17 protein-coding genes and 1 other RNA gene are annotated in these 26713 nt (G+C 62.1%); 5 read left to right on the top strand and 13 right to left on the bottom strand.

What is annotated here, in order from left to right; all coding sequences use genetic code 11:
- Positions 1–7: 7 nt before the first annotated feature.
- The 3 genes from ACYASU_RS05705 to dnaX form a co-directional block, all read right to left on the bottom strand.
- On the bottom strand, positions 8–1036 hold the full coding sequence (locus ACYASU_RS05705) for an NADP-dependent oxidoreductase (RefSeq protein WP_463582209.1): 1029 nt from the start codon (positions 1034–1036) through the stop codon (positions 8–10).
- A 183-nt stretch (positions 1037–1219) separates the two neighbouring features.
- Entirely contained in the window at positions 1220–1546 is a 327-nt protein-coding gene (locus tag ACYASU_RS05700; RefSeq protein ID WP_463582208.1) for a YbaB/EbfC family nucleoid-associated protein, read from the bottom strand.
- 100 nt (positions 1547–1646) lie between these two features.
- Positions 1647–3800: a DNA polymerase III subunit gamma/tau gene (gene dnaX / locus ACYASU_RS05695; protein WP_463582207.1), complete on the bottom strand. Its 2154-nt coding sequence runs from the start codon at positions 3798–3800 to the stop codon at positions 1647–1649.
- A gap of 210 nt (positions 3801–4010) precedes the next feature.
- Between dnaX and ACYASU_RS05690 the strand changes: the two genes are divergently transcribed.
- A complete protein-coding gene (locus ACYASU_RS05690; RefSeq protein WP_463582206.1) occupies positions 4011–4787 on the top strand; it encodes a substrate-binding periplasmic protein in 777 nt (258 codons plus the stop codon).
- 316 nt (positions 4788–5103) lie between these two features.
- Complete coding sequence (locus ACYASU_RS05685; protein WP_463582205.1) at positions 5104–6810, top strand: acid phosphatase; 1707 nt, start codon at positions 5104–5106, stop codon at positions 6808–6810.
- Positions 6811–6871: 61 nt separating this feature from the next.
- Here ACYASU_RS05685 and ACYASU_RS05680 read toward each other — a convergent pair whose 3' ends face one another.
- From ACYASU_RS05680 to ffs, 4 genes are all read right to left on the bottom strand, one after another.
- Positions 6872–8068 carry an MFS transporter gene (locus ACYASU_RS05680; protein WP_463582204.1) on the bottom strand — a complete coding sequence of 399 codons (1197 nt, stop codon included), beginning with the start codon at positions 8066–8068 and terminating at the stop codon, positions 6872–6874.
- A gap of 99 nt (positions 8069–8167) precedes the next feature.
- Complete coding sequence (locus ACYASU_RS05675) at positions 8168–8536, bottom strand: Rap1a/Tai family immunity protein (RefSeq protein WP_463582203.1); 369 nt, start codon at positions 8534–8536, stop codon at positions 8168–8170.
- Positions 8536–9462: a type I pantothenate kinase gene (coaA, locus tag ACYASU_RS05670; protein ID WP_074889248.1), complete on the bottom strand. Its 927-nt coding sequence runs from the start codon at positions 9460–9462 to the stop codon at positions 8536–8538. Before coaA ends, ACYASU_RS05675 begins: the two co-directional genes overlap by 1 nt.
- Positions 9463–9780: 318 nt before the next feature.
- An RNA gene (gene ffs / locus ACYASU_RS05665) (signal recognition particle sRNA small type) lies at positions 9781–9877 on the bottom strand.
- Positions 9878–10114: 237 nt separating this feature from the next.
- Here ffs and ACYASU_RS05660 point away from each other — a divergent pair.
- Positions 10115–10609 (top strand): GNAT family N-acetyltransferase, encoded by a 495-nt coding sequence (locus ACYASU_RS05660; RefSeq protein ID WP_463582202.1) that lies wholly within the window; start codon positions 10115–10117, stop codon positions 10607–10609.
- Positions 10610–10612: 3 nt separating this feature from the next.
- Here ACYASU_RS05660 and ACYASU_RS05655 read toward each other — a convergent pair whose 3' ends face one another.
- The 6 genes from ACYASU_RS05655 to ACYASU_RS05630 all read right to left on the bottom strand — a co-directional run bounded on the left by ACYASU_RS05655 (position 10613) and on the right by ACYASU_RS05630 (position 22459).
- Complete coding sequence (locus ACYASU_RS05655; RefSeq protein ID WP_463582201.1) at positions 10613–12418, bottom strand: putative bifunctional diguanylate cyclase/phosphodiesterase; 1806 nt, start codon at positions 12416–12418, stop codon at positions 10613–10615.
- Between the two features lie 171 nt (positions 12419–12589).
- Complete coding sequence (locus ACYASU_RS05650; RefSeq protein ID WP_463582200.1) at positions 12590–13756, bottom strand: zinc-binding metallopeptidase family protein; 1167 nt, start codon at positions 13754–13756, stop codon at positions 12590–12592.
- Between the two features lie 989 nt (positions 13757–14745).
- Positions 14746–17109 carry an NAD-dependent DNA ligase LigA gene (gene ligA / locus ACYASU_RS05645; protein WP_463582199.1) on the bottom strand — a complete coding sequence of 788 codons (2364 nt, stop codon included), beginning with the start codon at positions 17107–17109 and terminating at the stop codon, positions 14746–14748.
- Between the two features lie 74 nt (positions 17110–17183).
- Positions 17184–18032 carry a cell division protein ZipA gene (zipA, locus tag ACYASU_RS05640; RefSeq protein ID WP_282372154.1) on the bottom strand — a complete coding sequence of 283 codons (849 nt, stop codon included), beginning with the start codon at positions 18030–18032 and terminating at the stop codon, positions 17184–17186.
- Between the two features lie 275 nt (positions 18033–18307).
- Entirely contained in the window at positions 18308–21796 is a 3489-nt protein-coding gene (gene smc / locus ACYASU_RS05635) for a chromosome segregation protein SMC (RefSeq protein ID WP_463582198.1), read from the bottom strand.
- Between the two features lie 3 nt (positions 21797–21799).
- Positions 21800–22459: a GntR family transcriptional regulator gene (locus ACYASU_RS05630; RefSeq protein ID WP_192174194.1), complete on the bottom strand. Its 660-nt coding sequence runs from the start codon at positions 22457–22459 to the stop codon at positions 21800–21802.
- 318 nt (positions 22460–22777) lie between these two features.
- On the opposite strand from ACYASU_RS05630, the gene xdhA reads away from it, so the two are divergent.
- On the top strand, positions 22778–24247 hold the full coding sequence (gene xdhA, locus ACYASU_RS05625; RefSeq protein ID WP_463582197.1) for a xanthine dehydrogenase small subunit: 1470 nt from the start codon (positions 22778–22780) through the stop codon (positions 24245–24247).
- Entirely contained in the window at positions 24240–26648 is a 2409-nt protein-coding gene (xdhB, locus tag ACYASU_RS05620; RefSeq protein WP_463582196.1) for a xanthine dehydrogenase molybdopterin binding subunit, read from the top strand. Before xdhA ends, xdhB begins: the two co-directional genes overlap by 8 nt.
- Positions 26649–26713: the final 65 nt, after the last annotated feature.

The raw sequence follows: 26713 nt of genomic DNA, 5'->3' as shown, positions 1-26713 counted from the left end.
ATCAGGGTCACGAGACCTTGACCACCAGCTTGCCGAAGTTCTTGCCGTCGAGCAGGCCAATGAACGCGTCCGGCGCGTGCTCCAGACCTTCCACCACGTCTTCGCGGAATTTCACCTTGCCGTCCTTTACCAGCGGAATCATGGCCTGCATGAACTCTTCCAGACGGTGGTAATACTCTTCGTAGACGATGAAGCCCTGAATCTTCGCGCGCTTGGTCAGCAGCGTGCGCATCAACAGTGGCAGTTGATTCGGCCCTTCCGGCTGGCTTTGGGCGTTGTAATGGGCGATCAGTCCGCACAACGGCACCCGCGCACGCTCATTGAGCAGCGGGATGACCGCTTCAAGCACCTTGCCGCCGACCAGTTCGAAATAGATGTCGATGCCGTTCGGGACGGCTGCTTTCAGCTGCTCGGCGAAATCATCACTGCGGTGATCGATGCAGGCATCGAAGCCCAGCTCGTCGACCACATAACGGCATTTGTCTTCACCACCGGCAACACCCACCACGCGCAGGCCATTGAGCTTGGCCACCTGACCGACCACCGAGCCGACCGCCCCGGAAGCCGCAGCGACGACCAAGGTCTCGCCTGCTTTCGGTTTGCCGATGTCCATCAAACCCATGTAACCGGTGATGCCCGGCATGCCGAGCACGCCCACCGCCATCGACGGGCTGGGCAGATCTTTCGGCGCCATCAACAGGTTGCTGCCGTCGGAAATGCTATGGGTCTGCCAACCGGTCTGACCCACCACCAGATCGCCTTCCTTGAATTTCGGGTTGCGCGACTGCTCGACCACGCTGACCGCGCCGCCTGCCATCACCGCATCGATTTCCACCGGTGCCGCGTAGGACGGGGCGTCGCTCATGCGACCGCGCATGTAGGGATCGAGGGACAGGTAGAGCGTGCGCAATTGCACCTGGCCGTCTTGCAGGTCAGGCAGCGCCTCGCGCTCGAGTCGGAAGTTTTCAGGGGTCGGTGCGCCCTGTGGACGGGATGCCAGGACCACACGCTGGTTGAGGATCAATTCTTGCGTCATCGGAATGGGCTCCATGATGAAGGGTTGCGAGGGTATAGACAGCAGACCGTGGGCAGCCGGACGGGTTCGGTCGGATGTAGCGCTCCATATGACGCGCGTAATCCGGGGCGGCTCTGACGTCGTCCCCACACAAAAATGCCAGGCACGAGGGCCTGGCATTCGGGTGTCACAACGGCCGTCCGATCAGAACGGCAGTTTCATGCCGGGGGGCAGCTGCATGCCGGCGGTCATGTTGGCGGTCTTCTCCTGGCTGGCCGCTTCGATCTTGCGTACAGCGTCGTTGACGGCTGCAGCGATCAGGTCTTCGAGAATTTCCTTCTCTTCCTGCATCAGGCTGTCGTCCAGGCTGACGCGCTTGACGTCGTGACGCCCGGTCATGACCACGCTGACCAGACCGGCGCCGGATTGGCCCGTCACTTCAGCGTTGGCCAGCTCTTCCTGCATCTTGGCCATTTTTTCCTGCATCTGCTGAGCCTGCTTCATCAGGCCTGCCATGCCACCTTTCATCATGGGAGTTACTCCTCGGAAGTCATTGGATAGAAAGTCGTTGAACAATCAGGGCGCCCCATCAGCTTAGCGCCCCCGGAATTCATTGGTCCTGAATCAGCATCTAGACCGGCGCCTGCGCCGGCGCATCCACCGGCACAATCGTGTCCTCGCGAATGGACGCACCGAACTGCTGCATCATCTGCTGGATAAACGGATCGCCGTGAATCGCCGCTTCGGCCTGCTTCTGCCGATCGGCACGCCGACGCGCCGCTGCCTGAGCCGGGGTCTCCTGCTCAGGCTTGATCAGTTCGATACTCAGGTTGAGGGTGCGTTCATGGTATTGGTTCAGCGCGTCGTTCAGACGGCGCTGCTGCGTCGAGTTGAACAGCGCGCTGTGGGCCGGGTCCAGGTGCAGCAGCCAGTTGTCGCCCTCCACCGAAATCAGCGTGCAGTTGGCGGCGATGCTGCCGGTCATGCCGGAAATCGGCAGTTTCGGGAACAGCTCAAGCCAGTCGGCTGCCAGCCCGGTGGCTGGCTTGGAAGCCGGCAACAGCTCGGGCTCCTTCTCCACCGCTTCGACCGCTTCGTGGGCCAGGTCGTCAAGATAAGCGAACGACGCCGGGTCGATGTCGATGTCCGGCTCGTTGTAGTCGTCATCGGGCGGCGGCTCGTCGTCGCGCTCCATGGGCGCCGGCACGTAAGGCGTCGCGTCGGGCACGTGCTCGATCATCTGCAATGTCACGGCGTCGGCGGCGGCTTGCCGTTGCTCTGACGACTCGACTTCAGGCGCTTCAGGCACAGGGCTCGCGGGGACCGGCGCCGGCATTGGCGTCAGATCAGGCTGCTCGGCCACGGTGTCGAGGACGGGCTCGGGAATCTCGGCGACGGATTCGGAAGCGGGCTGCGAGGACGGCTCTGGTTCAGGCTCTGCTTCGGGCTCGGCAGCAGGGGCTGGCGGTGCGACCTTCGGCTCGTTCCAGGGCAGGTCGATCTCTTCCTCAGCCTTTGGCTTCGCAGGTTGAGCGTCAGGCACGGCCACCGGAGCAGGCTTGTCGATAACAGCCGCTGGCGACGGAGCGGTGACGGGGTTGGGTGCTGCGGATACTGAACTCGCCACCGCTGTCCGGGAATCAACCGTGGCCGGGTTGATCCCCACTGACTTTAACGGCTGCGTCGGCGCGTTGTCGGCGTCTGCGGGCCGGAACGCCAGCATCCGCAGCAGCACCATCTCGAAGCCGCCTCGGGGGTCCGGCGCCAAGGGCAGATCGCGGCGACCGATCAGGCCCATCTGGTAATAGAACTGCACGTCTTCGGCGGGCAATGACTGGGCCAGCGCCAGTACGCGATCCCGATCGCCATGGCCGTTGTCGACACCTTCAGGCAGCGCCTGGGCGATGGCGACACGGTGCAACACGTTGAGAATTTCCGAGAGCACGCCGCTCCAGTCAGGGCCCTGTTCGGCCAGATGGCGCACGGCTTCCAGCAGCGAGCGGGCATCGCCCTCGATCAACGCAGCCAGCACGTCGAACACCTGGCCGTGATCCAGCGTACCGAGCATGGCGCGCACATCGGCCGCCAGCACTTTGCCTTCGCCGAAGGCAATCGCCTGATCGGTGAGGCTCATGGCGTCACGCATCGAGCCATCGGCGGCGCGACCCAGCAGCCAGAGCGCGTCGTCTTCGAACGGGACGTTTTCCACGCCAAGGACGTGGGTCAAATGCTCGACCACACGCTCGGGCGTCATGTTTTTCAGGGAGAACTGCAGGCAGCGCGACAGAATGGTCGCCGGCAGCTTCTGCGGATCGGTGGTGGCGAGGATGAACTTGACGTAGGGCGGCGGCTCTTCCAGCGTTTTGAGCAACGCATTGAACGAGTGGCTGGAGAGCATGTGCACTTCGTCGATCAGGTAGACCTTGAAGCGGCCGCGACTGGGTGCGTATTGCACGTTGTCGAGCAGCTCGCGGGTGTCCTCGACCTTGGTGCGGCTGGCGGCGTCGATCTCGATGAGGTCGACAAAGCGGCCTTCATCGATCTCGCGGCACACCGAGCACTCGCCGCAGGGCGTTGAAGTGATACCGGTTTCACAGTTCAGGCACTTGGCAATGATCCGCGCAATGGTGGTCTTGCCGACCCCCCTTGTGCCCGTGAATAAATAGGCGTGGTGCAGACGCTGGCTGTCCAGCGCGTTGATCAGGGCCTTGAGCACATGGGTCTGGCCGACCATTTCGCGGAACGAGCGCGGACGCCATTTACGTGCAAGAACCTGATAACTCATTGAAAACCGTCGCGACTGGGTTGCGGAAGACCGCCAATGCTAGCGGAGCAGGGGCAAAATTGCATCTGGTGTCCGACGCTTATCGCTTTATTATGGCTGGCCTGGCTCCGCAAGACGGCTCCGCGAGATGGTTCCCCCATAAGGTTCCGCACCTGGATTCCGAAGACACAGCAGGCTTGAAGCGTCGCACTGTTACTTCGAGGGATCCGGATGCGAGTGTGGGTGAGTGGCTTAGGACTTTTGGGCGCCGTGGAGTTACTGAGCGCACCTGCTGCGGCGCAAGGCCCGCCCCTGCGTTTCGCCGTGGCCGACAGTTGGTCGATGCCGCTGATGCAAGTGGGTCCCGACGGACCTGAGACCGGCAATCTTTTCGACATCATGGAAAGCCTGGCCCGGCAGATCGGCCAGCCTGCTGAATATCGCGTGTATCCACGGCTTAGGGTGCAGGCGGCGACCGAGCGCGGTGACGTCGATGTGCGCTGTTACGCCGCGCAGTCCTGGTTGCCTGACATGTCGGGCGACTACACCTGGAGCCTGCCACTGCTGACCCAGCGCAACGTGCTGGTCGGCAGTGCCTACGACACCGCACCCTTTCAGTTGAGCGCGATTCTCGGCGATCACATCGGCACCGTGCTGGGCTATGCCTACCCGGTGCTGGACCCACTGTTCGCCACGCGCGATTTGATCCGCGAAGACGCCAGACTTCAGGAACAGGTCCTGCAAAAGCTCTCGGCCCATCGCTACCGATACGCCGTGGACACGCAGTGGTCGCTGGACTGGTACAACCGCGACCAGAAAGCCGACGAGAAACTCAGGGCCGTGTGGATCATCGATGAACAGCCGGTGGGTTGCGTCGCCCGCAACGACCCGAGCGTACCCGCGCAACGCATCATGCGCACGCTGCTGAGGATGAAGATGTCCGGGGAGATCGAGCGGATTGTCGAGCGGTATCAGGTGCATTCGGGCAACCCCGACGACCCGTATTGAGGCTGCGCCGCTTTTCGATTGTGGGACTGGCGGCGACTTTCGATTGTGGGGCTGGCGCCGATCGTAGGACCGGCTTTAGCCGGGAAAGCCTCACGCGTCACACCGCAAGACTGATGGCGTACACACTGGCCTCTTCCCGGCTAAAGCCGGTCCCACTAAAAGATCGCGCGCACTCAGTGGGACCGGCTTTAGCCGGGAAGGCATTAGGTGGCACACCACAAATTTGATGTCGCCCATCGCTGTAGCAATCCCGTCATATTCCCTCGCTAGGCTCCGGCGACACATGTTGTAACAACTCGACCTGCGAGCGCCCGCCATGACCAAGAAACCGGAAGATCCCGCACAGGCTTCGGCCCCCCAGACACCGGTGGATGGCAGCCGTCGACGCTTCCTCGGCGGCGTCGCGGTACTGGGCGCCGGCGCGACGCTCAGCGGTGTGGTGGGCGCGGCCGAAGCAGCCGTTGAAGGCAAGCCTGCGACGGACACCCTGTTGACCGGCCCGGCGCTGGACAAAGCGCTGCAGGACAACATCAAAACCATCGTGGTGATCTACGGCGAAAACCGCAGCTTCAATAACCTGTTCGCCAATTTCCCGGGCGTTGAGCACCCTCTTTCAGCCGTGAAAGCCGAGCAATACCGCCAGCGCGACCGTGACGGCAAGGTCCTCGACAGCCTGCCCCAGTGCTGGGGGGGCGTCTGCCAGATCGGCCCGCAAAGCGTCGACGGCGTCACCTACGCGACGGGCGTGCAGTATCAGGAAAACCTGCCCAACGCGCCCTTCCCCCTCAAAGGCCCGAGCGGCGAAGACCTGCCACTGAGCGTCGTCACCCGCGACCTGTGGCACGTGTTCTATCAGAACCAGATGCAGATCAACGGCGGCAAGAACGACGCCTTCGTCGCCTGGGCGGATTCCGGCGGTCTGACCATGGGCTACTACGCCCAGACCCAATATTCCCTGCGCCTGTGGGACGTCGCCAAAGAGTTCGTGCTCTGCGACAACTTCTTCCAGGGCGCTTTCGGCGGTTCGTTTCTCAACCACCAGTACCTGATCTCGGCCCGGGCGCCCTTCTACCCGGACGCGGTGAACTCCCCCGCCAAGTCACAAATTGCCGTGCTGGAAAGCAGCGATCCGCTGGACTACCGGCTCAAACCGCTGGAGAAGTCACCCGCCAGCGCCATGACCGGCCCGCCGCAATTCGGCCCGAGCGCGTTGACGCCGGACGGTTACGGCGTCAACACCATGGCCCCGCCCTACTGGCCGAGCTGGCTGCGGGACAAGGAGAAACCGGATTATTCGCAGCCGGGGCTGGCCAACGTGCTGGTGCCGCAAACCCATGACCACATCGGCGACAAGCTGTCGAAGAAGAACGTCGACTGGGCCTGGTACGCCGGCGCCTGGCAGGTGACGCTGGACGAGTACAAAGATTCGACCGGCATTCCGAAGATTCCGAACTTCCAGTACCACCACCAGCCCTTCAACTACTTCAAGCAGCAAGGGCCGGAAAACCCGGGCGAGCGCCACAAGCGTTTGCGCGACGGTGGCCTGGGGGATGAATCCAGCACCAATAAATTCCTCGCCGACGCCGAGGCCGGCAAGCTGCCCGCGGTGACCTTCTACAAACCTCAGGGCAACCTCAACATGCACGCCGGTTACGCCGACGTGGCTGCGGGTGATCGACATATCGATCGCGCCATCAAAGTGCTGCGCAACAGCCCGCAGTGGAAAAACATGGTGATCGTCATCACCGTCGATGAAAACGGCGGCTGGTGGGACCACGTCGCGCCACCGAAGGGCGACCGCTGGGGCCCGGGCACGCGGGTGCCGGCGATTGTCATCTCACCGTTCGCGCGCAAGGGGACGGTCGACCACACGGTGTACGACACCGCCTCGATCCTGCGTCTGATTACGCGGGTGCATGGTCTGGAGAAACTGGAAGGATTGACCGAGCGCGACAACGCCCTGGCGGCACGGGGTCAAACGCCGATGGGTGATCTGAGCAACGCGCTGCAGTTTCCGGTGTAGCCAGTTCCAGTGTAGCCATGCGCGCAACCATCGCTGGCAGGTGGGCTGATCTTATGTGTAATCAAGCCGCCTGCCGACCGCCGGGCTCGTTCGGCAAGCAAACCGTAAGCACCGCCAGCACCACCGCGACCCCCGCAATCACCCCATACACCGCAACCAACGAACCGCTGACGCTCGCCAATAGCCCGGCGCAGTAATTGCCGAGCATGCCGCCGACGCCTTGCATGATGTTGGCGATGCCGAAGATGGTCACGGCCAGCGCCGCACGGGACGCCATCTTCGACACGTACGCCGGGATCAGTCCGAAGATCGGGTAGAAGGCCACGGCGAACACGACGCCCGCCACGAGCGGCCAGTAGCCGGTCGGCGCGATGACCAGAATCAACGCCGCCGTCGCCACGCAGACGTACACCAGCAACATTGCCGCGCGCAGGCCGATGCGGTCCGACAACGCGCCGAGCGCCAGGCCGCTGAACATGCCGACGAAACCGATGCTGGCCCAGATCTGCGCGGTGTACTCGACGCCGAAGTTGAGCTCCGTGCGCAGGTAGGAAGACAGGTAGTTCTGAAACGGAAAGGTCGAGAAGCCGATCAGAAAATTCATCGACCAGACTGCATACACCCAGCCCTGCAGCGCCTCACGCAGAACGCCTCCACGTGGCGCGCCATCACTGGCACTTTCGTCGTTGCGCCTAAAGAGCAGCGCACGTTTGAAGACCAGAAACACGCCGACGGCCAGCACGACCGTGATCAGCCCAACGATCCACCACACCGTGCGCCACTCGCCCTGGGGCGCATAAAACGGCACCAGCAGGCTGTTGATGAACACGCCGTAACTGGTGCCGCTCGACACCAGCCCCATGGCCATGCCGCGGTATTTGTAGGGCACGGCGCGCGCGATCACGTCGACCATCGGCACGAATACCGTCGCCGCCGTGCCGGCCAGAATCGTCAGCAACAGACCGATCAGCACCACGTTCTGTGCCAGGGGCATAAGCAGCAAGGCCAGCGCACACACGGCGCCCGATCCGGAAATCACCCAACCGCCGCCAACACGAGGCGTCAGCCATGCCGCCAGCAACGCACTGGCGAGAAACCCGGCCTGCCCCGCTGCGGTGATGGTGCCCACGTAAGCGATGTCGAAGCCCAGGCTGGCGCGCATGTCCGGCACCAGTTGGGCAAAGAGGTAGATCCCGAAACCGTATGTCGCGGCCACGAGACCGGTAAGCAGTAACACAATCAGTGCGTTGATCCGCATCGTCGGCATCCTTGCTGAAGGCCGTCGCAGACGCGGCGGCACAGGTCGACCCGGAGCATCTCGTCTGGATCAAGCAAAGGCTAGCGCAAAACGTGAGGGTTACTGGCAGGGAAACGCGTTTTTCAACGCCGCGACAACCAGCACGGACTCATTCAGATGCAGACTCTCGGGATGCGCCTGCAAGGACTGCACAATGATGCGCATCGACTGAATCATCGGAATACCGCCTTCGGGCACGCACACCAGTCGGGGCAATCCGCCCGCTTCGTGGAACAGGTCCAGGGTGTCCATCGTCGCTTGCAGCACCCCGACGCAATGGCCGACACCCACGCCGTTCTGCGCCACGGCGCCGCTCATGCTGTTGATCCCGTCCTGGCATTCAAGCAGCAACTTGTTGCCGTCCGCCAGAGCGCCGGTGCTGACGCACAGCGCGAATAACGCCGACGCGGCCGCGATGGACTTCCCCATCAGCGTAGCCACAATTCCTTCACCGAATGATCCGACGCCTTACGCACCACAAGGCTGGCGCGCTCGCGGGTCGGCAGAATGTTTTCCAGCAGATTGGGCCGGTTGATGTCGTGCCAGATTTTACGCGCCGCATCCGGGGATTTCTCCGGCGGCAGGTCGGCCAGTTCGCGGAAGTAGGCGCCTCGCGCGCGAAACGCGGTGCGCTGCAGCATCAGAAAGCGCTCAACGTACCAGCGCTCGATGTCGCCTTCTTCGGCGTCCAGATAGATCGAGAAATCGAAGAAATCCGAGACGATGCTGCCCGGCTTCTGCCCGTCATTGCCCTCGGTCTGCAACACGTTCAGCCCTTCGAAAATCAGGATGTCGGGCTGGCTGACCTTGAAGAACTGGTCCGGGACGATGTCGTAGCTGATGTGGGAATAGACCGGGGCGGTGATTTCCGGCGTGCCGGCCTTCAGGTCCGAGAGAAACTTGACCATGCGCTTGCGATCGTAGCTTTCCGGAAAACCCTTGCGGTGCATGATGCCGTCGGCGACGAGCCGGGCATTGGGGTGCAGAAAGCCATCGGTGGTGATCAGATCCACCCGGGGATGATCCGGCCAACGCGCCATCAGCGCCTGCAGCACCCGGGCGAAGGTGCTCTTGCCGACCGCGACGCTGCCGGCCACCGCCACCACATAAGTCTGGCGTTTGGCAGGGCGTCCGAGAAAGGTGTCCTTGATGCTGTCGAGGTTGCGTGCAGCGCTGACGTGCAGATTGATCAGGCGCGACAACGGCAGGTAGATGTTGGCGACATCCTCCAGCGAGATGTCCTCGTTCACGCCTCGCAATGCGGCGAGGTCTTCTTCGGACAACGTCAATGGCGTACTGGCGCGCAGCCCCGCCCACTCCGCGCTGCTCATTACCAGATAGTCATCAGGGGCCATCAATCGCGTTCCAGTCAGGTGTCCGTATCGACAATGGTGCGAAGACTATCGTATTGATCCAAATGGAGGGCAGATTTATTTGGGTCTGTCGGGGCGATTGGCTTATGGCTTTGACGTCATTGCGCCAGATCTGCAGCCAGGGTTTCCACCGTAGACCGCGATATCAGGTCAGGCACGCGATAAGAAAATGACAACGTTAAGCCACGCAGCATTTTGCGAGCAAGACGGTGACAGGTTTGAGAAAGTTGAAAGGATCGAGCCAGGAGGGATGCTGATGATCACACTCGTCATTGCGACAAGATTTCGTTATGGAGGCAACCCCACCAGCCACACCCCGGCACACAATGTTCCCGCTATGGCTGCTGCCTTCCGGCTCTGACCAGGTTCACGGGTAATCGTTGCGGGGGGACCGATGGGGTCACCATAACGACGCTCGCCAGTGGCGAGCCGCGCCATTGTACCGGTCTCGCGCGAAGTTACAACCTCTTGTTTCAGATTAAGATTTTGAGCGTCATCAGCCCCTCGCCGCCTGAGCGATGAGGCAACTGAGGGGCTGAATGCGGCACAATGGCGCCTGCATTTTCACCTCCCTCCAGCAAGTGGCTCGCCCCCTGCCCCGCCACGCCGGGGGCGCAAGACACAGGAATCATCGATGCACTTCGCGCTCACCCCATACGAATCCCTCTCCCCCACGCAACAGCGCCAGTTGCTGGAGATCGAGCTGCTGCCCGAGCAGATCCGTCACGTCGGCGACATCCACGGCGGTCTGCACACGCTTACTGCACGTCCCGTCGTCGACCGGCAAGGCTTCGTGCTGCTCATCGACGACATCCCCCGGGGCTTTTTCGTCCTCAAGCGCAGGTCGCTGCTGCCGGACTGGGCACGTCACCGCCCGCGCATCACCACCACATTGCACGCGCTGATGATTGATAAAGGGTTTCAGGGGTTAGGACTGGGCAAGCGATGCCTGCGCGCGCTGCCGGGGTTGGCGCGAGCGTTATGGCCAGACACGGAGCAATTTATGCTGGCCGTGGAGGCCGGCAATCACCCGGCGCGCCAGCTTTACCTGGCGCTGGGTTGGCAGGATTTGCCCGAAAGCGATGCGGCTTACGCCAGCTTTGAGCGGTTGATGCTGCTCACGCTGTAACGCTCAATGGGCCAGTGATCGCAGCTGCCGAACCTTGCGGCGGCGCTCGACGTTCATCCAGTGTTCGAGGGCGGTGCCGGTCATGGGCCGCGCGACAAGGAAGCCTTGCACTTCGTGGCAGCCCAGTTCGCAGAGGATTTCGTAGACGCCTTCGGTTTCCGCGCCTTCCGCGACGACGCGATAACCAAGGCGCTTTGCCAGGTCGACGATGGCTTCCACCAGGCCGCGGTCCTTGTCGTTGCTGTCGATGTTTTCCACCAGCGACTTATCGAGCTTGACCGTGGTGGCCGGCAGTTGCCGCAGGTAGGTCCAGTTGCTGTAACCGGTGCCGAAGTCATCGATGGCGATGTCGATGTTCAATCCACGCAGGCGCTCCAGCTGCAGGCGGGTCACTTCAGGGTTGTCGCACAAGGCGCTTTCGGTGAATTCAAGCTCGAAGCCGCTCGGGTCAAGACCGCTGACTGACAAGTGCTCGAACAGCGCGTCGCTGAACGATGAGTTCGCGAGGTCGATCGCCGATACGTTCATCGCCACTTTGAAGGCATAGCCCTGGGCCTGCCAGATCGCCGCTTGAGCAACGGCCTTTTTTAGCACCCACAGGCTGAGGGAGCGAATCAACGCGGTCTTTTCCGCCAGGGGAATGAATTCCATTGGGCTGATCGGGCCCAGCATGGGATGTTGCCAACGCAGCAGCGCTTCGACGGTCACGATGCGGCCGGTCGCCACTTCCAGCCTCGGCTGATACACCAGCGACAGTTGATCCGGGCTGCGTACCGCCTCTGCCAGCGCGGCCAATAGTAGAAAGGCTCGTTGCTGGGCGAAGTCAAGATGAGGCTCGTACCAACGCCAGCCCGTCGATTTGCCCCGGGCTTCGTCCGCCGCGCTGACCACCAGCCGAATCCAGTCGCGCTCATCGCAGCGGTCCAGGCCCAATGGCAGCACACCGATGCCGACGTCCATCTGAATGGGAATATTGCGGCAGATCAGCGGCTGACGAAAATGCTCGAGCAACTGGCGAAACACCCTCTCGGCCTGCTCGGGGCGGGCATGACGGGTGATCAGCGCGATGCGCGTGGGGCTGACTTTGTACAGCGCGGTGTCGGCAGGCAACTGGCTGCGGCAGTTATCGATCATGCAGCGCACCAGCTCCTGGGCAAAGCTGTAGCCCAGCGCCTTGACGATGCTGTCGAGGAACGCCGGTGCGACCAGGTCCAGCGCGACCAGCGCGTATTTGCGGCGATCGTGCAACGCCTCCAGATCCTCCTCAAGACGCAGGCGATTGAACAAACCCGTGGGCTGATCGACGAAGCTGGCACTGCGCAGGTTATTAAGGCGCTTCATCACCAACTGGCCGTACATTTCCAGCATGGCCTGGTCGCGCGGATCAAGTTGCGGCCGGGGTGTGCTGTCAATGATGCACAGCGTGCCGAGGGCAAGACCATCGGCGGTCACCAAGGGCACGCCGGCATAAAAGCGGATGTGGGGCTCCCCGGTCACTAGCGGGTTATCGCTGAAGCGCGCGTCAAGCATCGCGTCAGGAACCTGAAACACCTCATGGCTGAGGATGGTGTAGGCACAGAAAGCGATATCGCGCGACGTCTCGCGTTCTTCAAGGCCTGCCCGTGCCCGAAACCACTGGCGGTGCTCACTGACGATGGAAACGAGGGCGATGGGGACCTGGAAATAATGGGTCACCATCGAGACGATGTGGTCGAGCACATCGTCAGCCGTCGCATCGATGAGCCCCATGTGGGTGATGCGTGAAAGCCGGGAACGCTCGTTTTTGGGCAGTGGAGCACTGGTGGCCATAACTGAAATCCCTTCTAGACCGCTTCGCCAACCGCTTCGCCAGTAGTATCAAAACGATATGTGTAGGGAAAATAGCACCGCTTTTTGCGGTGTGCAGAGGTCGCGGACAGGCGGTGAATCCCTTTCACCGCTTCGTACGGATCGCTTTTTTTCACGCACTCACATGAGTGGTTACTGCACTTGCAGGACCTCATCAGCCTTGCCGCCCGCGCCCTGTATGACCAAATGGATGAAATGCAGCTTGGTGATGACGGCTGGCGGCAACACGAACGGATAGAAATCCGCCTGACCCATGGCGCGGGACAACTCGTTGAGCATGCCGGCCAGTTCGATCCACGCATTGACGAACGCCAGGAACGCCGGCCCGCCCGGATGCTGAGGGTCGTACAAGGTTTCCAGGGGGAACGGCTGGTAGTCGAGGTCCATGTCCCGAGCGCTCATGCCCAGGCTGAGTGCGGTGTCGACGGCGTCCATCATGTGCAGGTAATGCGCCCAGGTTTCGGCCCAGTCTTCCCACGGGTGCATGGTCGCGTAGGCGCTGACGAAACTCTGCTGCCAGTCGGCCGGCGCGCCGTTCTGGTAGTGATGATCAAGGGCGTCGGCGTAGCTGGCACGGTCATCGCCGAACAGGTTACGGAATCCGTCCTGCCAGTAAGTGTCGGCGATCAGACGATCCCAGTAGTAATGCCCCACTTCATGACGGAAGTGCCCAAGCAGCGTGCGGTAGGGTTCGTGCATCTGAACGCGAACCTTCTCACGAATGGCGTCGTCCGCTTCTTCGACGTTGAGGGTGATCAAGCCACTGGCGTGGCCGGTGGTTGGCAGGTTGCCTTCCAGGTCGACGCCGAGGAATTCGAAGGCCAGCCCGCGCTCTTCATCCACGCCTTTCGGGATGACCTGAAGGCCGAGGGTGATCAACTGCGCCACCAGCCGACGCTTGGCGGTCTCGATCTTGCCCCAGCGCTCGGGGTTTTCCGGCGCGGACAGGTCGGGGATGGTCTTGTTGAGGCTACAGGCGATGCAGAAGTCGCCGGCATTCAGCGCCGGGAATATCCAGTTGCAGGCCGCCGCGGTGTTCAGATTGGCACAACGACGGTAGAGCCCGGCCTGGGGCTCGTCGCTGAGACGCCAGGTTTGCGCTTCGGGGCCCGGTTCCAGCGCGGCGATCTTGCTCTGCTCGGGCAGATAACCCAGGGCCGCCGAACACGCCAGGCACTGGCTGTTGCGGAAAAACACCGACTGCCCGCAATGGCACTGCCAGACCTTGCTGTTGCGCTTGCTTTCGCCGGCGAATGGCGCCGCGATCCGTGTGCTGAGTTGCTCGAAGAACTGGAACATGGCGATATCCTGATGGGGCTGCAAGCACTAGATCGTCAAGGATGACGGGGGTTCCGTGGGATTTTCTTACTCTTGGGTCCCGCTTATCGGCGGGACTACTTCACTCAGGTCCAGATCCGGGGACCCGCCTAACGGCGGGCATTTCGCCTTCGGCGAGTTACTTGGAAAAGCACCCCAAGTAACCAAGGGTGCTTGCTCTTGGTTAGGTTCCTCCTTCGTCGGAATACCCTCACTCCGACGACGCTCCGTGGGCCCGCGCCGAACGGACATCCATGTCCTAGCGGCGCTCTCGCGGCATCCATGCCGCTCGGCCCACTCCGCGTCGTCTGCGTTCGGCCTGCACCCAAGTCGCGTTTGGCGGTGTCTGGGATTTTTGTGCATGAAGATCAAAAGCAGATCAGAAGCAGATCAAGCGCGGATTGAGGGAAGATCAAACGCTGAGGACTTGTGGGAGTGAGCTTGCTCACGAAGGGGCCGGTACATCCATCGGATATCTGGCGTGTTGGATAAAGCATTCGCGAGCAAGCTCGCTCCCACAGGATGGGTGTGAGATCAGCAAAATTGTTGGCGCCTGAGCTGGCCTCTTCCCGGCTAAAGCCGGTCCCACTAAAAGCATCGCGTACCCTCTGGAATCGCCTCCGACTGTAGGACCGGCTTCAGCCGGGAAGCTTTTGCTTTTGCTTTTGCTTTTGCTCTTGCCGTTGCTTTTGATCTTCAAACACAAGATGTCCATTCAACGCCAATCGCGACTTGGGTGCAGGCTGAACGCAGGTCTCGCGCAGTGGGCCGAGCCGCATGGATGCGGCGAGAGCGCCGTCAGGGCATGGATGCCCGTTCGGCGCGGGCCCACGGAGCGGGACCGGAGTGAAGGAACCCTGACGAAGGAAGGGCCCAACCAGGAGCACAAGCCCTTGGTTACTTGGGGCTTTATCAAGTAACTCGCCGAAGGCGAAACAGTCTGCCCCCAGGCAGACGCACTTGATCTTGACCTAGCTGACCTCAACGCCATGTTGCGTCAGGAACCCCACAAACGCCTCTTCGTCGAGCACCTTCAGCCCCAGCTCATTGGCCTTGGTCAACTTCGAGCCCGCCCCCGGCCCGGCCACCACCGTGTGGGTCTTCGCCGAGACCGAACCGGACACCTTTGCCCCCAGCCCCTCCAGCTTCTCCTTCGCCACGTCCCGGCTCATCAACTCCAGCGAACCGGTCAGGACCCACGTCTGCCCGGCCAGCGGCAAGCCCTCCACCACCTTCTTCTCGCTCTGCCAGTGCATGCCGAAATCCTTCAGCTGCTGCTCGAGCGCCAACGCCCGCTGCGCATGCTCCGGGACATCAAAAAACGCCCTCACCGCCTGCGCCTGCTTCTCCGGCAGCGTCTGCCGCATATCCAGCCAGTCCGCCTTGACGACCGCCTCAAGGGTGACGAACTTGTCCGCCAGCTTCTGCGCCGCACCCGGCCCCACCGACGGAATATTCAACTTGTCCAGCATGCCGCCCAGGGTCGCGCTCGCCGCGAACTCCGCGCCCAGATTGCCCGTGTCCTGCAGCTCCATCTGGCATTCGCCGAGCAACGCGCCGATCACCTTCTGGTTGTGCTCGTCCTCGAAGAAACTGTGAATCTCATGGGCAACTTCCAGCCCTACGTCCGGCAAATACGTCAGCACCTCCGGCAGCGCCACAATCACCCGATCCAGCGAACCCAACGACCGCGCCAATACCTTGGCCGTCTCCTCGCCCACGTCTGGAATGCCCAGCGCGTAAATGAAGCGGGCCAGCGTCGGCTTCTTGCTGTCATCAATGGCTTTGAGCAGCTTCTTGCTGGAGATCTCGGCAAAACCCTCCAGATCGATAATCTGCTCGTACGTCAGCTTGTACAGATCGGCGGGCGAACCGATGAGCTTCTCGTCCACCAGTTGCTCGATGGTCTTGTCGCCAAGCCCCTCGATGTCCATCGCCCGGCGCGAGACGTAATGGATGATCGCCTGCTTGAGCTGCGCGCCACAGGCCAGACGGCCGACGCAGCGATACACCGCGCCCTCACTGGTGGTTTCCTTGCCCTTGCTGCGCTTGATCAGTTGCGTGCGCTCGACCTGGGAGCCGCACACTGGGCAAGTCTGCGGGATCTCGACGGTACGCGCGTCTTTCGGGCGGCGCTCCTGCACCACCTGCACCACTTGCGGGATCACGTCGCCCGCGCGGCGGATGATCACCGTGTCGCCGATCATCAGGCCCAGACGCGCCACTTCGTCCATGTTGTGCAGCGTCGCGTTGGCGACGGTCACACCGGCGACTTTTACCGGCTTCAAACGGGCGACCGGCGTGACCGCGCCGGTGCGGCCGACCTGGAATTCCACGTCCAGCAGCTCGGTAAGTTCTTCCATGGCCGGGAATTTGTGGGCGATCGCCCAGCGCGGTTCGCGGGCGCGGAACCCCAGCTCGCGCTGGGCGGCAATGCTGTTCACCTTGAACACCACGCCGTCGATTTCGTACGGCAACGACAGACGTTTCTCGCCGATGTCGTGGTAGTACTTCAGGCAATCTTCGATGCCGTGGGCGATTTTCATCTCGCGGCTGATCGGCATGCCCCACTCTTTCAGTTGCTGCAGGTTGCCGGTGTGGGTGTCGGCGATGTCATGGGACACCTGGCCGATGCCATAGCAGCAGAATTCCAGCGGGCGGTTGGCGGTGATTTTCGAATCCAGCTGGCGCAGGCTCCCGGCCGCCGCGTTGCGCGGGTTGGCGAAAGCCTTGCCGCCCACTTCAAGCTGGCTGGCGTTCAGACGCTCGAAGCCGGCCTTGGACATGAACACTTCGCCGCGCACTTCGAGGGTGTCCGGCCAGCCTGTGCCGTGCAGCTTCAGCGGGATACTGCGCACGGTGCGCACATTGACGCTAATGTCTTCGCCGGTGGTGCCGTCGCCGCGCGTCGCGCCACGAACCAGCGCGCCACTCTGGTACAGCAGGCTCACGGCCAGACCATCGAGCTTGGGTTCGCAGCTGTACTGGACCTTGGTGCCAGCGCCGAACAGGTCGCCCACTGGCAGGTCCAGACCTTCGTTCACCCGGCGATCGAATTCGAGCATGTCGCGCTCTACGAAAGCTTTGGCGAGACTGAGCATGGGGATCTCATGACGCACCTCTGGAAAAGCGACATTGGGTAAATCTGCCACCCGCTGCGTGGGAGAGTCGGGCGTCACTAGAGCCGGATTTTCTTGCTCGAGCTCCATTAGCTCTCGTACTAGGCGATCATATTCAGCATCTGGAATCGACGGTGCGTCTAGCACGTGATAACGAAAATCGTGCTCATTTATCTCAGCGCGCAGTTCAAGGATGCGGGTTTCGGCGGCTTTCATAGGTGTGTTCTCGAAATGCAAAAGAGCAGCCGAAGCTGCTCATTTGGTGATGCTTGAATCTGTGGGAGCGCCAATCAACGACGCTGGGTCAGGGCGCGGCGTTCGAACTCGACGATGCGCTGACGGTAATGCTCGATGGTCTGCGCGGTCATGACGCTGCGCTGATCGTCTTTCAGTTCACCGTTCAGTTCATGGGCCAGTTTGCGAGCCGCGGCGACCATCACATCAAACGCCTGCTTCGGATGACGCGGCCCTGGCAGACCCAGGAAGAAGCTCACGGCGCGGGTGCTGAAGTGGTCGATATCGTCCAGATCGAACACGCCCGGCTTGACCGCATTGGCCATCGAGAACAGTACTTCGCCGTTGCCGGCCATGCTTTCGTGACGGTGGAAAATGTCCATTTCGCCAAAGCGCAGACCGCTTTCCAGAATGTTCTGCAACAGCGCCGGACCTTTGAAGCCGCTTTCGTCCCGGGAGATCACACTGATCACCAGCACTTCTTCAACCGGCGGCAGGTCCTTGTCTTCGGTGATGCGCTGGTTCGGCTTGTCGTCCGGGAAATCGTCGTCGCGGGCACTGAACAGGTCAGGGCCGGCGCTCAGGTTCAGGTCGCCCTGGTGCGGCTCGTCCTTGCGCTTGCCGCGTCGCGGTTCACGTTCGGCGCGCTCGCGGGGCGCTGCACTCATCGTCGGCAGGTCGTGCTCGTCGAGTTTCGGTTCTTTATGGGTGTCCAGAACGCGCGCAGGGCCCAACACTTCGGCGGACGTCGGTTCGTCGTCGTCCGGCAGGTTGGATAAGCTGCGGTCCAGTCTGAATTTCAATTTGCCCTTGCCGCCGCGCATACGGCGCCAGCCGTCAAACAGAATACCGGCAATGACAATAATGCCGATGACGATCAGCCACTCTCGCAGACCGATTTCCATGTAGTCCCGTGCCTCTAATAAAATTCTGAAAATTAAGGGCGTCAAACCCCTTTAAAACGTGGAGCCAACTCTATGTTCTGAATGGCCTTTTACCCACGCGAAATGGAAAAGTGGACATTAAGCTAGCACGACCAAAGGCAACTTTACACCGTCTGTTACATCTGGCAGGTCACAAGCATCTGTCACGCTGCGGCGGTGGTTCCTGTACTGGACGTCCGTGCGCCACTTTTCCCTGCAAATCTGCATGATCGCCACGCGATCAACTGCGCATACCGCTATGACTCCACCAGCGCCATCGCCTCCTCTACGTCCACTGCCACCAGCCTCGAACAACCCGGTTCGTGCATGGTGACGCCCATCAACTGGTCAGCCATTTCCATGGCGATCTTGTTGTGGGTGATGTAGATGAACTGCACGGTCTGGGACATCTCTTTGACCAACCGGGCGTAGCGCCCCACGTTGGCGTCGTCCAGCGGCGCATCGACTTCGTCGAGCATGCAAAACGGCGCCGGGTTGAGTTTGAAGATGGCAAAAACCAGCGCCAGCGCGGTCAGGGCTTTCTCACCCCCGGACAGCAAATGGATCGTGCTGTTTTTCTTGCCGGGAGGACGCGCCATGATCGTCACCCCAGTATCGAGTAAATCTTCGCCCGTCAGTTCCAAATAAGCGCTGCCGCCACCGAAAACTTTTGGAAAAAGTGCCTGAATTCCGCTGTTTATCTGATCAAAGGTCTCTTTGAAGCGGTTACGGGTTTCCTTGTCGATTTTGCGGATCACGCTCTCCAGCGTGTCCAGCGCTTCGACCAGATCGGCGTCCTGGGCGTCCAGATAGCGTTTGCGTTCGGACTGCTGCTGATACTCGTCGATCGCCGCTAGGTTGATGGCGCCCAGACGCTGAATCCGCGCGGCGATGCGCTCCAGCTCGTCTTCGGCGTCTTTCTCGTTGGCTTCGGCGGTCAGGGTCGCCAGCACGCCATCGAGGTCGTAGCCGTCTTCGTGCAATTGCTCCTGAAGCGCTTTGCGTCTTACGGTCAGGGTCTGCCATTCCAGGCGCTGCTGCTCCAGTTGCCCACGCAACAGCGCCGATTGCTGCTCGGCCTGGTTGCGACGCTTCTCGGCCTCGCGCAGTTCGCGGTCAGCGTCTTCCAAGGCGTTCTTGGCGGTACGCATCTCTTCGTCGACCACCATGCGCTTTTCCAGCAGCTCTTCGAGCTTCATGCGCAGTTCTTCCAGTGGCGCGGCGCCCTCCTCCAGGTTCAGGCTCAGCTGCTCGCGCTTCTCGGTCAGGCGCTCGGACTGCATCTCCAGCCGCTCCAGGGCTTGGCGCGTGGAATCATGCTGCGCGCGCAGCGAACCCAGGCGCACGGCCAACTGGTTGGCGTGATCCTTGTGCTGGCGTGCTTCCTGACGCACCCGGTCCAGGCGCTCGCGCAGGCTGTCGCGCTGGGCCAGCAGCAACTCGCGCTGTTCAGTGTCCAGCGCCATGCTGTCGAGGGCGTCCTGCAATTGCAGGCGGGATTCGCCGAGGGTTTCCTGCTCCATGGCCCGCTGTTCGGCGAGCTCGGTCAATTCTTCGTCGAGCCGCGTGCGGCGCAGGGTCAACTGCTCGACCTTGGCTTTGGCGGCGGACAACTGCGCCTTGAGTTCGCTCTGCTGACGGGCTTCGTCCTGCAAGCGGCGGCGCAATTGTTCGCGGTTGTCTTCCTGAAGGCGCTGCTGTTCGCGCTGGGTCGACAGTTGCTCGTCCAGCGCGGCCAACGTCGCTTCGCGTTCTTCACGCTCGGCTTCCAGGCGCTGCAATTCCTGACCCCGCGCCAGCACCCCGCTTTCGGCCTCGCTGGCGCGGCGCACACGGAGAAAATCCCGACCGACCCAGTAGCCGTCGCGGCTGATCAGGCTCTCACCGGCGCCCAGTTGGCCGCGCAGCGACAGTGCGTCGTCGAGGGTTTCAACGGGTTTGACCTGACCCAGCCAGTGGGTCAGATCGATCTGCGTGTCGACCTTGTCCAGCAGGCTGCCGGGGATGCGCGTGACGTCCGCGCCAGCGTTTACCAGGCGCAGGTCGCCCTGACTGAATCCGGCCAGATCGAGACCGGCGAAATCATCCACCAGCACCGCATTCAAGTCGGCGCCAAGCACAGTTTCCACGGCCATTTCCCAGCCGGCCTCGACCTGCAGCCCTTCAGCCAGACGCGGACGCTCGCTCAGTTGATGGTCGCGCAGCCACTCGGCGGTGCCGGTGCCGGGATCGAGTGCCGCCTGTTGCAGGGCTTCCAGCGACGCAAGCCGGCCGTTCAACCGCTGCAGATCGCCTTGGGCCTGTTGTTGCGATTGGGTGGCCTGTTGCAGATCGACGCGCAGTTGCTCCAGGCGCTCGATCAGGTGTTCTTCTTCGGCGGTCAGCTCTTCAAAGGCCATTTCCCGCGCGGCGAGGCCTTCGCTGAGTTCGAGAATCGCCGCGTCTTCCGGGTCGGCCGCGAGCAATTGGCGCTCTTCACCCAGACGTCGTTGACGCTCGGCAAGGCGTTCCAGGCTGGTTTCCAGCTGCTGAATGCGCGATTGCTGCACTTCCGCCTGCCGCCGGGGTTCGGCGGACGTGAGGTTGAAGGCGTCCCACTGTTCCTGCCAGCCGTGCATGGCGGTTTCGGCATCCTCCAGCGCGGCAGCTGATTCTTCGGCGGCCGCGAGGGTGATCTCCTGCTCCGGCTCGAGCATTTCCAGCTCTTCGCCGAGGGTCGCCAGCAGCGTGCGGTCGTGACCCAGATGGGATTCGGTTTCCAGGCGCGCACGCTCGGCTTCGCGCAGGTCGTCCTGCAACTGCCGCAAGCGTTGCTGACCGTGCTGAATACTCTGCTCGACCCGGGCGATGTCGCCGCCCACGGAGTAGAAACGCCCCTGCACCAGGTTGAATCGGTCGGACAGGTCGTGATGACCGTCGCGCAGGCGCTCGATGGCGGCGTCGGCGCTGCGCTGGTCGGCGACCAACGACTCGAAGCCGACCTCCTGATTGCCGATCACCGATTCGCGCTGCGCGACCTGCTCGTTCAGCGCCTGCCAGCGCAACGCCGACAGCTGCGCCTTGAGCTGACGCTCTTCGGCTTTATATTCCTGATACTTCTCGGCGGCCTGGGCCTGACGCTGCAGACGCTCCAGCTGCCGACCCAGTTCTTCGCGCAAATCGGTGAGGCGCGCCAGGTTCTCGTGGGTGCGGCGGATGCGGTTTTCGGTGTCGCGGCGGCGCTCCTTGTACTTGGAGATGCCGGCGGCTTCTTCGATGAAATTGCGCAGGTCCTCGGGCTTGGCTTCGATCAGCTTGGAGATCATGCCCTGCTCGATGATCGAGTAGCTGCGCGGGCCCAGGCCGGTGCCGAGGAAGATGTCGGTGATGTCGCGGCGACGGCATTTGGTGCCGTTGAGGTAATAGCTGTTCTGGCTGTCGCGGGTGACTTTGCGGCGAATGGAAATTTCCGCGTAGCTGGCGTATTCGCCCACCAGGGTGCCGTCGGAGTTATCGAAGACCAGCTCGATGCTCGCCTGGCTCACCGGTTTGCGGCTGGTGGAGCCGTTGAAGATGACGTCGGTCATCGACTCGCCGCGCAGGTTCTTGGCCGAGCTTTCGCCCATGACCCAGCGCACCGCGTCGATGATGTTGGATTTGCCGCATCCATTGGGGCCGACCACGGCCGCCATGTTGCTGGGGAAGTTCACCGTCGTCGGGTCGACGAACGATTTGAACCCGGCCAGCCTGATGCATTTGAGGCGCATGAATCAGCTGGCCGCCAGGGCAGACAACACCGATTGGCAGCTGCGCTCGGCGTAGCAGGTCAGCACGTCGCGGATCCGCGCCAGATCCCGCGCCACCACCGCTTCGAGCAACTGGCCGAAGAGGGTCAGGTACTCGCTCATTTCCGCCTGGCGTTGATCCAGGGCGAGGAAATAGAAGCGGCTCATGGACGGCTGCAGGTTCTCGACGGTCTCTTCCAGGTACGGGTTGTTGGCGAACGGATAGGCCGCGCGCATGACATTGAAGCTCTCTTCAACGAAGCCCTTCACGTCCTGGCGCTCGCAACTGGCGATGAGCCGCTGCTGGATCTGCTGGAACGCCGCGAGGTCAACCGGCTCTTTCCAGCTTCGCGCCACGGCCAGACCGAGGAGGATGTACATCTCGCTCATCAGGGCGCAAAGGCTGGTGATGTTGTGCGGGGTCAGGACCGAGACCTGCGCGCCGCGACGGGGCAGGATCACGATCAGATGGCGGCGCTCGAGAATCAGCAGCGCCTCGCGCACCGAGCCACGGCTCACGTTCAGCGCGGCCGTGACCTTCTGCTCCTGAATCCGCTCCCCTGGCTTGAGCTCGCCGCGGATGATGCGCTCGGCAAGGTGATGAGCGATCTGCTCGGCGAGGCTGTCAGGTGCCTTGAACGTCATTTCTTACCTTCAACTTCTTTGGTCGCAAACAAGCGGCGGAGTGTATCGCACTGCAGGTCTGTGGCGCAGGGCCATACTGTGGAAACTGGCACGAATTAAGCAGAAACACGGACATGTCCTGATCAAAAGCACTCAGTCGTTAAACGTTATCGTCAGGTGGGTTATCGGCCATTTCTCGAAATAATGAATTTCTTGACCTTTGAGTCAGAAATTAATTGACCCAATAGTCAGAGCTGATAGATTCATCGACATGTTCGATGACCCATCCGCCGGCAGCTGTGACCAGTGCTTATTAACGACAAGAACGAGGCGCGACCCGTGATCCAGTTTCTCCTGAACCAAGAGCTGAAAACCGAACAGGCTCTGGACCCCAATGTGACGGTGCTCAACTACCTGCGCGAGCACCTGCATAAGTCCGGCACCAAAGAAGGCTGCGCCAGCGGCGATTGCGGCGCGTGTACCGTGGTCGTGGGCGAGCTGACCACCGACGCGGCGGGCCGGGAGCAGCTGAGCTATCGCAGCCTCAATTCGTGCCTGACCTTCGTGGCCTCGCTGCACGGCAAGCAACTGATCAGCGTCGAAGACCTCAAGCATCAGGGCCGCTTGCACAGCGTTCAGCAGGCGATGGTGGACTGCCACGGTTCCCAGTGCGGTTTCTGCACGCCGGGTTTTGTGATGTCGCTGTTCGCGCTGCAAAAGAACAGCGCCGAGTCCGCCTCCTCTGAAACAAAACACGCCCAGGCCCACGAAGCCCTGGCCGGCAACCTGTGCCGCTGTACCGGTTATCGACCGATTCTCGCGGCGGCCGAGCAAAGCTGCAGTCAACCGCCAGCGGACCAGTTCGATGCCCTTAAGGCTCAGACCATCGCCCGCCTGAAGGCCATCGCGCCGACGCAAACCGGCGAGCTGAACAGCGGCGACAAGCGCTGCCTGGTGCCGCTGACCGTCGCCGATCTGGCGGATCTCTTCGACGCCTATCCCCAAGCCCGGCTGCTGGCCGGCGGCACCGATCTGGCCCTTGAAGTGACGCAATTCCATCGCCCGCTGCCGGTGATGATCTACGTCGGCAACGTCGCGGCGATGAAGAAGATCGAGCACTTCGAAGACCGCATCGAGATCGGCGCGGCAACGGCCCTCACCGATTGCTACGAAGCCTTGAGCCGCGAGTACCCGGATTTCGGCGAATTGCTGCACCGTTTTGCATCGCTGCAGATCCGCAATCAGGGCACCCTCGGCGGCAACATCGGCAACGCTTCCCCGATTGGTGATTCACCGCCCCTCCTCATAGCGCTGGGCGCGAAGATCGTGCTGCGCAAGGGCGATCAGACTCGCACCCTGGCGCTGGAGGATTACTTCATCGATTACCGCGTGACGGTGCGTCAGGAAAGCGAGTTCATCGAGCGCATCATCGTGCCCCGCGCCAATCCCCGGCAGACGTTTCGCGCTTACAAGGTGTCCAAACGGCTGGACGACGACATCTCGGCGGTCTGCGCCGCGTTCCGCGTGCACATCGAAAACGGCGCCATCGTTGACGCCCGCGCGGCGTTCGGCGGCATGGCGGCGATCCCCAAACGCGCGGCCCATTGCGAGCAGGCGTTGATCGGCCAGCCGTGGACATCGGCCACCATCGAGCGCGCCTGCGCCGCACTGGCCGAGGATTTCACGCCGCTGACGGACTTCCGCGCGAGCAAGGAATACCGCCTGCTCAGCGCGCAGAACCTGCTGCGCAAATACTTCATTGAAGTGCAAACGCCTCACATCCAGACGCGGGTGACAGCTTATGTCTAATCATCATTCAGCCAGGTCCCAGGAAGAAATGGTCGCCCTGTTTCAGCAGGACCTGACCACCGGCGTGGGCCGCAGCGTGAAACACGACAGCGCCGACAAGCACGTCTCCGGCGAAGCCATCTACATCGACGACCGCCTCGAATTCCCCAACCAACTGCACGTGTATGCGCGGCTGTCCGACCGTGCCCACGCGCGCATCGTCCGCGTCGACGTGTCGCCCTGCTACGCCTTCGAAGGCGTGCGCATCGCCATCACCCACGAAGACATTCCGGGCCTCAAGGACATCGGCCCGCTGCTGCCCGGCGATCCGTTGCTGGCCATCGACAAGGTCGAGTTCGTCGGTCAGCCGGTGATTGCCGTAGCCGCCCGGGATCTGGAAACCGCACGCAAGGCGGCGATGGCCGCGATCATCGAATACGAAGACCTGGAACCCGTGCTCGATGTGGTTCAGGCCTACCGCAACAAGCACTTCGTGCTCGACAGCCACACCCACCAGCGCGGTGATTCGGCGGCGCCGCTGGCCTCCGCTCCCCACCGGATTCAGGGCACGCTGCACATCGGCGGTCAGGAACACTTCTACCTGGAAACGCAGATTTCGTCGGTGATGCCCACCGAAGACGGCGGCATGATCGTTTACTGCTCGACGCAGAACCCGACCGAAGTGCAGAAGCTCGTCGCCGAAGTGCTGGACGTGTCAATGAACAAGATCGTCGTCGACATGCGTCGCATGGGCGGCGGCTTTGGCGGCAAGGAAACCCAGGCCGCGAGCCCCGCGTGCCTGTGCGCGGTGGTTGCGCGCCTGACCGGCCAGCCGACCAAGATGCGCCTGCCGCGCATGGAAGACATGATCATGACCGGCAAGCGGCACCCGTTTTACGTCGAGTACGACGTGGGCTTTGACAACGACGGGCGCCTGCACGGCATTCAGCTGGAGCTGGCGGGCAACTGTGGTTATTCGCCGGACCTGTCGGCGTCCATCGTCGACCGGGCGATGTTTCACGCCGACAATTCGTATTACCTGGGCGACGCCACGATCAACGGCCATCGCTGCAAGACCAACACCGCGTCGAACACGGCCTACCGGGGTTTCGGCGGCCCCCAGGGGATGGTCGCCATCGAAGAGGTGATGGACGCCATCGCCCGGCACTTGGGCAAGGACCCGCTGGCGGTGCGCAAGGCCAACTATTACGGCAAGACCGAGCGCAACGTCACCCACTACTACCAGACGGTCGAGCACAACATGCTCGAAGAAATGACCGCCGATCTGGAGGAAAGCAGTGACTACGCCGAGCGGCGCAAAGCGATCAAGGCCTACAACGCCAACAGCCCGATTCTGAAGAAAGGCCTGGCGCTGACCCCGGTGAAATTCGGCATTTCCTTCACCGCCAGCTTCCTCAATCAGGCCGGCGCGCTGATTCACATCTACACCGACGGCAGCATCCATCTCAATCACGGCGGCACCGAGATGGGCCAGGGCCTGAACGTCAAAGTGGCGCAGGTGGTGGCCGAGGTGTTTCAGGTCGACATCGACCGCGTGCAGATCACCGCGACCAACACCGACAAGGTGCCGAACACGTCGCCGACCGCAGCCTCCAGCGGGGCGGACCTGAACGGTAAGGCTGCGCAGAACGCTGCAGAAATCCTCAAGCAGCGGCTGGTGGAATTCGCAGCCAAGCATTACCAGTGCGATGAATCGCGGGTCGAGTTCCGCAACGGCCACGTCCGCGTCGGCGAGCAGGTCATCAGCTTCGACACCTTGGCGCAGCAGGCATGGATGGGCCAGGTGTCGCTGTCGAGCACCGGCTATTACAAGACGCCGAAGATTTTCTACGACCGCAGCCAGGCGCGGGGTCGGCCGTTCTATTACTTTGCCTTCGGCGCGGCCTGTACCGAGGTGCTGGTCGACACCCTGACCGGCGAGTACAAAATGCTGCGTACGGACATCCTCCATGACGTCGGCGCCTCCCTGAATCCAGCCATCGACATCGGTCAGGTCGAGGGCGGCTACATTCAAGGGATGGGCTGGCTGACCACCGAGGAACTGGTCTGGAACGACAAAGGCAAGCTGATGACCAACGGCCCGGCCGGCTACAAGATCCCGGCCGTGGCCGACATGCCGGCGGACCTGCGGGTGAAGCTGGTGGAGAACCGCAAGAACCCCGAAGACACGGTGTTCCATTCCAAAGCCGTGGGTGAACCGCCGTTCATGCTGGGCATTGCCGCGTGGTGCGCAATCAAGGACGCGGTGGCGAGTCTGGGCGATTACCAGCACCAGCCGAAGATCGACGCGCCGGCGACCCCGGAACGGGTGTTGTGGGGGTGTGAGCAGATGCGGGCGTTGCGGGTCGCGACGCAGGCATCAGAAGGTGTTGCCCATGAGCTGGTGGGTTCGCCGGTGTAGATCGTCCCCACGCTCCGCGTGGGAATGCAGCCCGAGACGCTCCGCGTCGATTAAGCGACGCGGAG

Source organism: Pseudomonas sp. HP_12 (assembly GCF_055283955.1).
The sequence above is the reverse complement of the archived record's forward strand: the minus strand, read 5'-3'. Positions and strand labels throughout refer to the sequence as shown.

Excerpts from the sequence above, each read along its gene's own strand:
- ACYASU_RS05705 (WP_463582209.1), bottom strand. The coding sequence starts at position 1,036 with ATGACGCAAGAATTGATCCTCAACCAGCGTGTGGTCCTGGCATCCCGT.
- ACYASU_RS05700 (WP_463582208.1), bottom strand. The coding sequence starts at position 1,546 with ATGATGAAAGGTGGCATGGCAGGCCTGATGAAGCAGGCTCAGCAGATG.
- dnaX (WP_463582207.1), bottom strand. The coding sequence starts at position 3,800 with ATGAGTTATCAGGTTCTTGCACGTAAATGGCGTCCGCGCTCGTTCCGC.
- ACYASU_RS05690 (WP_463582206.1), top strand. The coding sequence starts at position 4,011 with ATGCGAGTGTGGGTGAGTGGCTTAGGACTTTTGGGCGCCGTGGAGTTA.
- ACYASU_RS05685 (WP_463582205.1), top strand. The coding sequence starts at position 5,104 with ATGACCAAGAAACCGGAAGATCCCGCACAGGCTTCGGCCCCCCAGACA.
- ACYASU_RS05680 (WP_463582204.1), bottom strand. The coding sequence starts at position 8,068 with ATGCGGATCAACGCACTGATTGTGTTACTGCTTACCGGTCTCGTGGCC.
- ACYASU_RS05675 (WP_463582203.1), bottom strand. The coding sequence starts at position 8,536 with ATGGGGAAGTCCATCGCGGCCGCGTCGGCGTTATTCGCGCTGTGCGTC.
- coaA (WP_074889248.1), bottom strand. The coding sequence starts at position 9,462 with ATGGCCCCTGATGACTATCTGGTAATGAGCAGCGCGGAGTGGGCGGGG.
- ACYASU_RS05660 (WP_463582202.1), top strand. The coding sequence starts at position 10,115 with ATGCACTTCGCGCTCACCCCATACGAATCCCTCTCCCCCACGCAACAG.
- ACYASU_RS05655 (WP_463582201.1), bottom strand. The coding sequence starts at position 12,418 with ATGGCCACCAGTGCTCCACTGCCCAAAAACGAGCGTTCCCGGCTTTCA.
- ACYASU_RS05650 (WP_463582200.1), bottom strand. The coding sequence starts at position 13,756 with ATGTTCCAGTTCTTCGAGCAACTCAGCACACGGATCGCGGCGCCATTC.
- ligA (WP_463582199.1), bottom strand. The coding sequence starts at position 17,109 with ATGAAAGCCGCCGAAACCCGCATCCTTGAACTGCGCGCTGAGATAAAT.
- zipA (WP_282372154.1), bottom strand. The coding sequence starts at position 18,032 with ATGGAAATCGGTCTGCGAGAGTGGCTGATCGTCATCGGCATTATTGTC.
- smc (WP_463582198.1), bottom strand. The coding sequence starts at position 21,796 with ATGCGCCTCAAATGCATCAGGCTGGCCGGGTTCAAATCGTTCGTCGAC.
- ACYASU_RS05630 (WP_192174194.1), bottom strand. The coding sequence starts at position 22,459 with ATGACGTTCAAGGCACCTGACAGCCTCGCCGAGCAGATCGCTCATCAC.
- xdhB (WP_463582196.1), top strand. The coding sequence starts at position 24,240 with ATGTCTAATCATCATTCAGCCAGGTCCCAGGAAGAAATGGTCGCCCTG.